Source organism: Streptomyces sp. NPDC048338, assembly GCF_043201055.1.
Classification (GTDB): domain Bacteria; phylum Actinomycetota; class Actinomycetes; order Streptomycetales; family Streptomycetaceae; genus Streptomyces.
Genome location: NZ_JBICYQ010000017.1, coordinates 154,538 through 166,938, shown reverse-complemented (window position 1 = coordinate 166,938; position 12,401 = coordinate 154,538). Strand labels below are relative to the sequence as shown.

Annotated in this window: 7 protein-coding genes; 6 read left to right on the top strand and 1 reads right to left on the bottom strand. The window is 72.9% G+C overall.

What is annotated here, in order from left to right; translation table 11 throughout:
• Positions 1-15 precede the first annotated feature (15 nt).
• The 4 genes from ACGFZF_RS33530 (at position 16) to ACGFZF_RS33515 (ending at position 5,078) form a co-directional block, all read left to right on the top strand.
• Positions 16-996: a carbohydrate ABC transporter permease gene (locus tag ACGFZF_RS33530; RefSeq protein ID WP_393560448.1), complete on the top strand. Its 981-nt coding sequence runs from the start codon at positions 16-18 to the stop codon at positions 994-996.
• A gap of 26 nt (positions 997-1,022) precedes the next feature.
• Positions 1,023-1,907, top strand: a complete 885-nt coding sequence (locus tag ACGFZF_RS33525) for a carbohydrate ABC transporter permease (protein WP_393560530.1) — start codon at positions 1,023-1,025, stop codon at positions 1,905-1,907.
• 52 nt (positions 1,908-1,959) lie between these two features.
• Positions 1,960-3,522: a beta-N-acetylhexosaminidase gene (locus ACGFZF_RS33520; protein WP_393560446.1), complete on the top strand. Its 1,563-nt coding sequence runs from the start codon at positions 1,960-1,962 to the stop codon at positions 3,520-3,522.
• A 122-nt stretch (positions 3,523-3,644) separates the two neighbouring features.
• Positions 3,645-5,078 (top strand): cellulose binding domain-containing protein, encoded by a 1,434-nt coding sequence (locus tag ACGFZF_RS33515; protein ID WP_393560444.1) that lies wholly within the window; start codon positions 3,645-3,647, stop codon positions 5,076-5,078.
• Positions 5,079-5,180: 102 nt separating this feature from the next.
• On the opposite strand, the gene ACGFZF_RS33510 is transcribed toward ACGFZF_RS33515, so the two are convergent.
• Positions 5,181-5,408: a DUF5133 domain-containing protein gene (locus tag ACGFZF_RS33510; protein ID WP_393560442.1), complete on the bottom strand. Its 228-nt coding sequence runs from the start codon at positions 5,406-5,408 to the stop codon at positions 5,181-5,183.
• Between the two features lie 330 nt (positions 5,409-5,738).
• Between ACGFZF_RS33510 and ACGFZF_RS33505 the strand changes: the two genes are divergently transcribed.
• Both ACGFZF_RS33505 and ACGFZF_RS33500 read left to right on the top strand, forming a co-directional pair.
• Positions 5,739-9,755, top strand: coding sequence for a HAMP domain-containing protein (locus ACGFZF_RS33505; protein WP_393560440.1), 4,017 nt, complete (start codon positions 5,739-5,741; stop codon positions 9,753-9,755).
• A 79-nt stretch (positions 9,756-9,834) separates the two neighbouring features.
• Positions 9,835-12,384 (top strand): SpoIIE family protein phosphatase, encoded by a 2,550-nt coding sequence (locus ACGFZF_RS33500; RefSeq protein ID WP_393560438.1) that lies wholly within the window; start codon positions 9,835-9,837, stop codon positions 12,382-12,384.
• The last annotated feature ends 17 nt before the right edge of the window (positions 12,385-12,401 follow it).

The window sequence follows — 12,401 nt, the reverse complement described above, 5'->3', positions numbered from 1 at the left end:
AGACGAGGAGGCGCCGTGTCGACCGTCCGAGAGCGGATCGCGCCCCGCTCCGCAACCCGCCGCCCGGCACGGCGCCCCGCCGGGACCGCCGCCCCGCACCGTACGAGCGGCGGATCGCCCTGGCCCTACCTGCTCATCGCCCCGGCCGTCCTGGGCATGCTCTACCTGCTGCTCTATCCGCTCGCCCGCGCGATCCTCATCTCGCTGCAGGACTTCCGGCTGCGCCAGCTCATCCTGGGCGACGCCGAGTTCGTGGGGCTGCGCAACTACCGCACCCTGCTGGCCGACCCCCGCTTCTGGGAGGTCGTACGGCGCACCTTCGTGTTCATGGCGGTCAACGTGGTCGTCATCATGGTCCTCGCCACGCTGGTCGCCCTGATGATCGAGCGGCTGGGCCGGATCGGCAGGACGACGGTCCTCAGTTCCCTGGTGCTGGTCTGGGCGGTTCCCGTGGTGGCCGCCACCACCGTCTTCCAGTGGCTGTTCCACTCCGAGTTCGGCATCGTCAACGAGACTCTCACCGGTCTCGGCCTCGACTCCTTCGAGGGCTACGCCTGGTTCGCCCACGAGGGCGCCGCGTTCGCCATCGTCGTCGTCCTCGTCGTGTGGCAGTCCGTCCCGTTCGCGGCGATCACCCTCTACTCGGCCCTGACCACCGTCCCGGCCGAGCTGTACGAGTCGGCGCGGATGGACGGCGCCGGCGCCGCCCGGATCTTCCGCTCGGTGACCTTCCCCCTGCTCCGGCCGATCTTCATGCTCGTGGTGTCGCTGGAGGTCATCTGGACCTTCAAGGCCTTCGTCCAGATCTGGGTGATGACCCGCGGCGGCCCGGGCGACGCCACCACCATCCTGCCGGTGTACGCCGTGCAGACGGCACTCTCCCAGCAGCGGTACGACCTCGGCTCCGCCGCCTCGATGCTCACGGTCCTGCTGATGAGCGGCGTGCTGGTCCTCTACTTCCGCCAGTTGTTCCGTCAGGAGGGCGAGAACCTGTGAGCGCCGCTTCCACCACCGGTGCCCCCGTGGCCTCCGGGACCCCGCACCCCGCCCACCACCCCTCCTCCCGCCGGGCCGCCGTCCGGCGCGCGGTCCGACGGCTCCCGCTGTGGACCGCCGCCACCGCGACCGTGGTGCTCTGCCTCTTCCCCGTGTACTGGATGGTCGCCACCGCGCTCCGGCCCTCCCGCGACATCCAGTCCTACGAACCCCGGCTGCTGCCCCGGGAGTGGACGCTCGACCACTTCCGGCGGGCCGTCGACGCGGACGGCTTCGGCCTCTTCTGGCGCAACAGCATCCTGGTCACGCTGAGCGCCGTCCTCCTCGCGCTCCTCGTCGCCGTGGGCGCCGCCTACGCCGTGGCCCGGCTGCGGTGGCGCGGCCGGCGGCAGTTCATGCTGGCGGTCTTCATCGCCCAGATGGCGCCGTGGGAGTCGCTGATCATCCCCGTCTACATCATCTCCCGCGACACCGGCATGCTCGACCGGCTGCCCACGCTGACCCTCGTCTACTTCATGATCACCCTGCCGTTCACCGTGGTGGTGCTCCGCGGCTTCATCGCCGGCATCCCGCCCGAACTCGAGGAGGCGGCGCAGGTCGACGGCTGCACCCGGGTGGGCGCGTTCCGCAGGATCGCCTTCCCGCTCCTCGCGCCCGGCCTCATGGCCACCTCCCTGTTCGGGTTCATCACCGCCTGGAACGAGTTCACCTACGCCAACTTCCTGATCATCAAACAGCAGGACAGCCGCACCCTGCCGGTCTGGCTCTCCTCCTTCCAGTCGACCTTCGGCACCGACTGGGGCGCCACCATGGCCGCCTCCACGCTCTTCGCCCTGCCCGCGCTGATCGTCTTCCTCGCCCTGCAGCGCCACGTGACCTCGGGCCTCGCGTCCGGAGGAGTCAAGGGCTGAGCCGCGCCCCGCCGTCCGTCCCGCGCCCCGCCGATCACCGGAGACCCGTCCCGTGGACCTGCCACGCCCCGAACTCGCCCTGGTACCCCGCCCCGGCAAACTCTCCCCGCGCCCCGGCCGGTTCCGCATCGACGCCGGCACCCGGCTCCGCGTCACCCCCGGTGCCGAACCCGCCGCCGCCCTGCTGCGCGACTACCTCGAACCGCTCACCGGGCTCCGCCCCGAACACGCCGAGGACGGCACGTTCGTCCTCGCCGTCGACCCCACCCTGGCCGGCCTCGGTGAGGAGGGGTACGGACTGACCGTCGGGCCGCACGGGGTCCTGCTCCGCGCGGCCCGGCCGACGGGCATGCTGCGCGGCGTCCAGACCCTCCGCCAACTGCTGCCCTACGAGGCCCTGTCCGGCGAGCTCCGCGGCGCGGACCACTGGGAGCTGCCCGGTGTGGAGATCACGGACGTTCCGCACCGGCCCTGGCGCGGCGCCATGCTCGACGTCGCCCGCCACTTCCAGCCGGTCTCCTACCTCCGCCGCTACGTCGACCTCCTGGCCCTGCACAAGCTGAACGTGCTCCACCTCCACCTCACCGACGACCAGGGCTGGCGGATGCCGGTGGCCGCCCACCCGCGGCTCACCGAGGTCGGCGGCCGGCGGGCCGAGTCGATGGTCGGGCCGGCGGGCAGCGAGCGCTTCGACGGCCGGCCGCACGGCGGCTCGTACACCCGGGCCGAACTCGCCGGCCTCGTCGGGTACGCCGCCGCCCGCGGCGTGACCGTGCTGCCGGAGGTCGGGGTACCCGGCCACGCCCGCGCCGCCCTCGCCGCGTACCCCGCCCTGGGCAACCGCCCCGAACGGCGGCTCGACGTCTGGACGCGGTGGGGCGTGTGCACCGACGTGCTCGGCGTCGGCGACCACGTCCTCGACTTCTTCCGCACGGTCCTGGACGAGGTGATGGACCTCTTCCCCTCCGCCCACGTCCACATCGGCGGCGACGAGTGCCCCACCACCGAGTGGGAGCGGAGCCCGGCCGCCCTGGCCCGCGCCGCGCGCGAGGGGCTGTCCGGCCCCCGCGCCCTGCACGGCTGGTTCCTGGCGCGCATCGCCGAGCACGTGGTCCGGGCCGGCCGGCGACCCGTCGCCTGGGCCGAGACCGGGACCACGCTGCCCCTGGAGTGCACGGTGATGAGCTGGCGCGAACCCGCGCACGCCTGGGCGGCCGCCCGCCGCGGGCACCAGGTCGTCTACGCCGACCACCGCGCCACCTACCTCGACTACGCGCGCAGCGACGACCCCCGCGAACCCGCCGCCCAGCCGGGTGTGATCGTCGGCCTGCGCACCGTGCACGACATGGACCTCACGCCCCCGGCCGCCGAACCGCACCTGGCCGAGCGGATCCTCGGCGCGCAGGGCCAGTTGTGGACCGAGTTCGTCACCACGCCCGCGCACATCGAGTACCTGAGCTTCCCCCGTCTGTGCGCGCTCGCCGAGCGGGCCTGGGGGACCACGGCCGACTGGCCGGACTTCGCCGCCCGGCTCACCGGGCACCGCGCCCGGCTGGACGCGCTCGGCGTCCCGCACGCCGTGCCACCGGACGCCGCCGTGCCCACGCCCGTGTGACCCCGGCCGGCCTCCGCGCGCCCGTGCGCCCGTCGCCTCCGGCCCCACCCCCCCCGGCGATCCGCCGTGCACCACCCACTGCCGTCCTCCCGCACCGAGCGGGAGCCAACGAAAGGACACGGATGAGCACTCGCCCCCTCGGCCGCCGCACCCGCGCGGCCCTCGCCCTGACCGCCCTCGTGGGCAGCGCCGCGCTGGCCACCCTGCCCGTCACCACCGCCTCGGCCGCCGCCGACGGCCTGGCCGTCCAGTACCGCACCAGCGCCGGCGGGGCCACCGCCGACCAGAGCGAACCGTGGTTCAAGGTCCGCAACACGGGCTCCGCCACCGTCCAGTTGAGCCAGGTCAAGGTCCGCTACTACTTCAAGGCGGACTCCCCGGGCGCCGCCTACCGCTTCGCCTGCTCGTGGGCCGTCCGCGGCTGCTCCTCCGTCACCGGCACCTTCGGCACCCTCGACCACCCCACCGCCACCGCCGACCGCTACCTGGAGATCGGGTTCACCCCGGGGGCGGGAACGCTCGCGCCCGGCGCCGACACCGGCGACATGCAGCTGCGCTTCCACCAGTCCACCTGGCAGCCGCTGAAGCAGAGCGACGACTACTCCTTCGGCGGCGGCCAGACCGCGTACGCCGACTGGGCCAAGGTCACCGCACAGGTGAACGGCACGACGGTCTGGGGCGTCGCCCCCGAGGGCAACGACCCGACGGATCCGACCGACCCCACGGACCCGACCGACCCGCCGGGCGGCGGGCAGACCCTGTTCGACGACTTCAGCTACACCGCGCACACGGACCCCGCCATCGCGGCGCACGGCTGGAGCGTCCGCTCCAACTCCGGCGGCCCGGGCGTGCCCGGCGCCGTCTGGGACCCCTCGAAGGTCACCTTCGTGGACCAGGGCGGCAACAAGGTGATGAACCTGCGGACGTCCACCGCCGGCACGGGCGAGTCCACCCGGCACACCGAGGTCCTCACCCGGGCGACGAAGTTCCGCAACGGCACCTACGCGGCCCGGGTCAGGTTCTCGGACGCGCCGGTGTCCGGACCGGACGGCGACCACCTCGTCCAGACCTTCTTCACCATCAACGACCTCAAGGCGCCGATGGCCGACGACTACGCCGAGTACGACTTCGAGTACCTGCCCAACGGCGGCTGGGGCGAGCCCGCCAACATCCTCTACACGACCTCGTGGGAGACCTACAACCCCGACCCCTGGCAGGCCGTCAACCAGCACAGCGAGAGCCGGACGAGCTTCGCCGGCTGGCACGACCTCGTCGTGACCATCGACAACGACGCGATCACCTACTACATCGACGGGCAGCAGTTCGGCACCCACGGCGCCCAGTACCTGCCCGAGCGGCCCATGTCGATCAACTTCAACCAGTGGCTGATCGACCTGAACGGCCAGACCTCGACCACCCCGCGCGCCTACGACCAGCAGGTCGACTACGTCCTGCACGTCAAGGACCAGGTCCTCACGCCGGCCCAGGTGGCCGCGAAGGTCGCCGGCCTGCGAAGTGCCGGCACGGCCTTCGTCGACGAGGTCCCGGCCTCCTGACCCCTGGCACGACGAAGGCGCCTGCCGGCCACGTGCCGGCAGGCGCCTTCGGGGCGTCCCGGGGAGCGGCCCGCGCCCCTCCCCGGCGCGGGTCGGACCACTTCAGGCCATCAGGACCGAGTCGTCCTCGGGACGCGCTCCCGGCAGCCGGTGGCGGGCGGCGATCAGCGCCGTGTCGACGTCCCTGGTACCGGTGGAGACACACAGCGTGTAAGCGAGGTCCTCCACGCGCCGACGCACCTGGGCGCTGCCGTTCTCCGCGTGCAGCACGCTCAGCGCCTCGTACTCCTCGACCAGCTTGCTCAGCACCACGGGATGGGCCATCAGCACAGTGGATCTCTCCTCGCCGCCAGGGCGCCGACCGCCCGGCTCGGTGCGCCGCCTACCCCGGTTTCCCGGACGCATGCCGTCGCGCGGGGACGTGACTCCCGCCACGTCGTCACGGCCGGATGCCCGGGAAACAGCGTGCTGACCGGAGGTTTCCGGCCGCTTGATCCGCCGCCGTTCCCCTCCGGCGATCACGGGGGAGTAGGCTCCTGTCGATTGTCGTACGGCAACGGTCGCGAGGCCGGAGACGTACGCGAGGGGTGACGGCCGGACCTGGGGCCGTCGGCAGCCGAGCCCCTTGGCAGGTGCCCGGCTAACCAGCGAGGATGAGCCATGTCCGAGACGACGATCGAGAGTTCCGCCGCGCCACGCCGGCGGAGAGCCGCAGCCGTGAGCGAGCCGGAGCTGCGACAGCTCCTGGCCGGCCTCACCGCCGTCCGGGACGGGGACTTCGGCACCCGGCTGCCCGACGAGGCGAGCGGCCTCATGGGCGAGATCTCCAGCGTCTTCAACGGCATGGTCGACCAGTTGTCGCTCTTCACCTCCGAGGTGACCCGGGTGGCCCGCGAGGTCGGCACCGAGGGCACGCTCGGCGGCCAGGCCGAGGTGCCCGGGGTCTCGGGCACCTGGGCGGACCTCACCGACTCGGTGAACGCGATGGCCGGCAACCTCACGACGCAGGTGCGTGACATCGCCCAGGTCGCCACGGCCGTCGCCAAGGGCGACCTGTCCCAGAAGATCGACGTGGACGCCCGCGGCGAGATCCTGGAACTCAAGAACACCATCAACACGATGGTCGACCAGCTGTCGGCGTTCGCCGACGAGGTCACCCGCATGGCCCGGGACGTCGGCACGGAGGGCATCCTCGGTGGTCAGGCGGACGTGAAGGGCGTGTCCGGCACCTGGCGCGACCTGACCGACTCGGTCAACTCCATGGCCGGCAACCTCACCGCCCAGGTCCGCTCCATCGCGCACGTCGCCACCGCGGTGGCCAAGGGCGACCTCTCGCAGAAGGTCGACGTGGACGCCCGCGGGGAGATCCGCGAGCTGAAGAACACCATCAACACGATGGTCGACCAGCTGTCGGCGTTCGCCGACGAGGTGACCCGCGTGGCCCGCGAGGTCGGCACCGAGGGCAACCTGGGCGGCCAGGCCACCGTCCGTGGCGCCTCGGGCACCTGGAAGGACCTGACCGACAACGTCAACGTGATGGCGTCCAACCTCACCGGCCAGGTCCGCTCGATCGCCCAGGTCGCCACCGCCGTCGCCCGGGGCGACCTGTCGCGCCGGATCACCGTGGAGGCGAAGGGCGAGGTCGCCGCGCTCGCCGACACCATCAACACGATGGTGGACACCCTGTCGGCGTTCGCCGACGAGGTGACCCGCGTCGCGCGCGAGGTCGGCACCGAGGGCCGTCTCGGCGGCCAGGCCCGGGTGCCGAACGTCGCCGGCACCTGGAAGGACCTGACCGACAACGTCAACTCCATGGCGAACAACCTCACCGGCCAGGTCCGCAACATCGCCCAGGTCACCACCGCCGTCGCCAACGGCGACCTGTCGAAGAAGATCGACGTGGACGCCCAGGGCGAGATCCTGGAGCTGAAGACCACGATCAACACCATGGTCGACCAGCTGTCCTCGTTCGCCGCCGAGGTCACCCGGGTCGCCCGCGAGGTCGGCAGCGAGGGCCGCCTCGGCGGCCAGGCCGAGGTCGAGGGCGTCTCCGGCACGTGGAAGCGGCTCACCGAGAACGTGAACGAGCTCGCCGGCAACCTCACCCGGCAGGTCCGGGCCATCGCCGAGGTCGCCAGCGCCGTCGCCGAGGGCGACCTGACCCGCTCCATCACCGTCGACGCCTCGGGCGAGGTCGCCGAGCTCAAGGACAACATCAACTCGATGGTCGGCTCGCTCCGCGAGACGACCCGGGCCAACCAGGAGCAGGACTGGCTCAAGTCCAGCCTGACCCGGATCTCCGAACTGATGCAGGGCCACCGCGACCTGGCCGTCGTCGCCGAGCTCGTCATGGACGAGCTGACCCCGCTCGTCTCCGCCCAGTACGGCGCCTTCTACCTCGCGCAGGAGGGAGAGGACGGCACCGAGCTCGTCCTCGTCGGCTCCTACGGCCGCCCCGCCGACAGCGCCGGCCACAGCCGGTTCCGGCTGGGGGAGTCGCTCGTCGGACAGGCAGCCCGCAGCCGCCGGGTCATCGCCGCCGAGAACGTGCCCGGCGACTACGTCTCCATCTCCTCCGGCCTCGGGCGGACCACCCGCGGCAGCCTGGTCGTGCTGCCGATCGTCGTCGAGGACCAGGTCCTCGGCGTCATCGAGCTGATCTCCTTCACCCCGTTCACCTCCGTGCACCGGGACTTCCTCGCCCAGCTGATGGAGACCGTCGGCGTCAACGTCAGCACGATCGTCGCCAACGCGCGTACCGACGAACTCCTCGGCGAGTCCCAGCGGCTGGCCGACGAGCTGCGGGCGCGCTCCGAGGAACTCCAGGTGCAGCAGGAGGAGTTGCAGCGCTCGAACGCCGAACTGGAGGACAAGGCCGCCCTGCTGGCCACCCAGAACCGCGACATCGAGGCCAAGAACCTGGAGATCGAGCAGGCCCGCCAGGAGCTGGAGGAGCGTGCCCAGCAGCTCTCGCTGGCCTCGAAGTACAAGTCCGAGTTCCTGGCGAACATGAGCCACGAGCTGCGCACCCCGCTCAACAGCCTGCTCATCCTGGCCCAGTTGCTCGCCCAGAACCCGACCCGCAACCTCACGGCCAAGCAGGTCGAGTACGCCGGCATCATCCACTCGGCCGGATCCGACCTCCTGCAGCTGATCAACGACATCCTCGACCTGTCGAAGGTCGAGGCCGGCAAGATGGACCTCAACCCGGAGCGGGTCTCCCTGCGCCAGCTCCTCGACTACGTCGAGGCGACGTTCCGGCCGCTCACCACCCAGCAGAGCCTCGCCTTCACGATCTCCACCGCGCCCGGCGTGCCCGTCGACCTGTTCACCGACGACTCGCGGCTGAAGCAGGTCCTGCGCAACCTGCTGTCCAACGCCGTCAAGTTCACCGAACGCGGCGGCGTCGAGCTGCGCATCGAGCCGGCCGCCGACGACGAGCTGCCCGGCACGGTCCACCGCGGCGGCGCGGTGGTGGCCTTCCGGGTCAAGGACACCGGCATCGGCATCGCCGCACAGCACCTGGAGGCCATCTTCGGCGCCTTCCAGCAGGCGGACGGCACGACCAACCGCAAGTACGGCGGCACCGGACTCGGCCTGTCCATCAGCCGCGAGATCGTCCACCTGCTCGGCGGCGCCCTGACCGCCGAGAGCGAGCCCGGCGAGGGCAGCACCTTCACGCTCTACCTGCCCGTGGCCCGTGCCGACTTCCAGGAGGAGTCGGCCCACGAGCACCCCGACCGCGACGCCGCCGGAGCGCCGGCGGACCAGGCGGACACCCCGGCCCGCGCCACCGCGCCCGTACCGGCGCCGGAGCGTCAGCCGCGGCGCCTCCTCGTGATCGAGGAGCGTCCGCGCGGCCTGCTGTCCCTCGTCGCCGAGAACGCCGTCGCCGAACTCGGCTCCGGCCGCGGCCCGCAGGACCGCGAGGACATCGAGGTCGTCGCGGCCGTCGGTCCGCAGGAGGCCGCGACCGCCCTGGCCACCCGGACCTTCCACTGCGTCGTCCTCGAGGTCGACATGGCCGAGGGCGAGGCCCTGAACTTCCTGGACGCCGTCGACGGGGACCCGGCACTGCGCGGCGTCCCGGTCCTCGCCCACAACAACCGGCGGCTCGCCGCCGCCCACGAACGAGCCCTCCAGAAGCGGGCCGAGCAGCGCCCGCTGGAACTCATCTCCAGCCTCGACGAACTGCGTGAACGGATCGCCCTGCACCTGTCCGCCGACCAGCCGGGCGACGTCGTGCCGCTCCTCGGCGCGGAGCAGCGCGTCCCCGCCCCGCGGACCGTCGACCCCGGCCTGCACGGCCGCACCGTCCTCGTCGTCGACGACGACGCCCGCAACCTGTACGCCCTGAGCGGCATCCTGGAGCTGCACGGCATCGAGGTCCTGCACGCGGAGAACGGCCGCAAGGGGATCGACGCGCTCGCCGCCCACCCGGACATCGACCTGATCCTGATGGACGTGATGATGCCCGAGATGGACGGGTACACGGCGACCGCGACGATCCGCCAGATGCCCGCCCACGCCGGCCTGCCGATCATCGCGGTCACCGCCAAGGCCATGCCCGGCGACCGGGAGAAGAGCCTGGCGTCCGGGGCCAGCGACTACGTCACCAAGCCGGTCGACGCCGACGACCTCATCGACTGCATCCGGCGGTGGCTGCGCGACGGATAGCCCGCGGGGCGCCGCCCGCCCCGTATCCCGTCCCGTCCGTCCGCGGCCCCAGGCCGTCGCATCCGAGGAGTCCCGCGCCATGAGCGCACCCCACCAGCACGGCGGCGCCACCGCCGCCGGCCCCGACGGGGCCTCGGCCCCGACCGGCCCGGCAGGCGGCGCCGGCCCCCTGGGCATCGAGCCGTCCGCGGGGCGGGCCGTCGACGTCCCCGTACCGGACCGCGCCGTTCCCGCTCCGGCCACCGGCCGGCCCGACGGCCCGGCGCCCGGCCGGGAGTCCGCCGACGCCCCGTACGGCGACACCGTCGGGCGGCTGGCCGCGACGGTGGAACGGCTGCGCGGAGAGGTGAAGGCGGCGCACGCCGCGGCCGACGGGCGCGCCCTGATCGAACTGGCCAAGGGCGTCCTCGTCGAACGCCTGCGGTGCGGCCCGGCGCAGGCGGCGCGCCAGCTCGCCGAACTCGCCGCCCAGGCCGGGCTGTCGCAGCTGGAACTGGCCGCCGACATCGTCAACCAGGCCGCCCGCGACCAGGTCGCGGAGGTCGCCGACGACTTCGTCCGGCGGGCCGTCGGCGAGTCCGGCACGGACGACGCCCCCGACGCGTCGGTCGCCGTGCGCCTGCGCACGGCAGAGAGCGCCGCGCTCAACGCCGGGGACACCCAGTCCGTCGCCGAATCCCTCCTGGAACACGCCCTCGCACCTCTGGGAGCCACCGCCGTCGCCGTCTGGACCGTCGGCCCCGACGCCTCGCTGACGCTCTGCGGCCACGCCGGCTTCGGAGCCGAGGAGTCCGAGCGCTGGCGCTACGTCCCGCCGGGCGTGGCCACGGTCGCCCGCCAGGCGCTCACCGGGCGCCGCACCGAATGGTTCTCCTCGCTCGAAGCCGCCGGCATCCCCTCGATCGGGCACACGCGTCACCCCGACGGCGCCCGGGTGGCCGTACCCGCCGGCACCGGCGGCCGGATACACGGCGTCCTGGAGATCTGCTGGCCCCGGCCGCTCCCGCCCCAGCCGCAGGCGGTGGAGCGCCAGATCGAGGCTCTGGCCGAACTGTGCGGACACACGCTGGAGAGCGTCTCCGCCCCGCCGGTCGCCGTCGTCCCGCGCCCCGCGACCGGCGTGTCCGAGCTCGTGGACCTCGCCGGCGGGCTCTACGACCCCGCACTCGTCCTCACGCCGTACCTGGATCCGGAGGGCCGCCTCAAGGACTTCCGGATCCGGCACGCCAACGAGCACTTCCAGGACCCCGCCGGCCGCCCCAGGAGCGCCGTCGACGGCGCGCTGCTCCTGGAGGCGTACCCCGCGGCGGCCGGCGAGGGCGAGCTGTTCGAACGGGTCGAGCGCGTCTACGCCACCGGCGAGCCGTTCCGCGCCCGGCGGGCCCGGGTGACGGCCCTCGTGGACCAGGTGCCGCTGGCGTCCGTCGCCGACCTGAGCATCAGCCGGCACGGCGACAGCGTCCTCCTCATCTGGCGCATCGAGGACGAGACCGCACGCCTCGCGAGCCTGCTCCAGCACGCCCAGCGCCTCGGCCGCATCGGCGGCTTCGAGGAGCACGTGCTGACCGGCGAGATCACCTGGAACAGCCAGCTCTTCGACCTGTACGGCAGGGACCCCCGGGAGACCCCGGTCTCGCTGCGGGACCTCGCCGCCCACGCCCATCCGGACGACTCCGTCGCCATCGGCCGCTTCCTGCAGGCCGTCCTGCACCACAGACGGGCGACCTCGACGGCCTTCCGGCTGCTCCGCCCGGACGGCGTGACCCGGCACATCCGGGTGATCGCCGAACCCGTCCTCGACCCCGACGACGCGCTCCTCGCCGTACGGGGCGCCTACCAGGACATCTCCGCACAGCACTGGACCGAGGTCGCCCTGGCGGCCACCCGCGACCAGCTCGCCGTCACGGAGCAGGAGTCGGCCGAGCGCAACCGCCTGGCCCTCCAGCTGCAGCACGCCATCATGCCGCCCACCCGGGCCCCGCTCGACGCCCCCGGACTGGACGTCGCGGTGCGCTACCGGCCGGCCGAGACGGAGTCCCTCGTCGGAGGCGACTGGTACGACGCCGTCGTGCTCCCCTCCAAGAAGATCCTGCTGTGCGTCGGCGACATCGCCGGCCACGGCATCGAGGCCGCCACCGGCATGGTCGTCCTGCGCAACGCCCTGCGCGGCCTCGCGGTGACCGGGGCGGGCCCGGGACAGCTGCTCTCCTGGCTCAACATCGTCGCGCACCACCTCACCGAGCAGGTGACGGCCACCGCCGTCTGCGGCGTGTTCGATCCCGAGACCCGCGTCCTGCGCTGGGCCCGGGCCGGGCACCTCCCGCCGGTGCTGGTGCGCGGCGAGGAGGCGAGCACGCTCCCGATGCTCCGCGGGCTCCTCCTGGGCGCACTCGCCGAGGCGGAGTACGAGGAGGCGGAGTGCCGGCTGGAGGCCGAGGACACGATCCTCATGTACACCGACGGCCTCGTCGAGCGCCGGGACACCTCCGTGCACGAGTCCCTGGCCCACCTCCTGGCCGCCGCGAAGGCGCCGGCGGACGGCCTCGAAGCCCGTCTGGACGCGCTGCTGACCCACAGCAGGTCCGACACCGACGACGACACCTGCCTGATCGGCGTGCGTGTCTCCTGACGGGGTAGGCGCGTCGG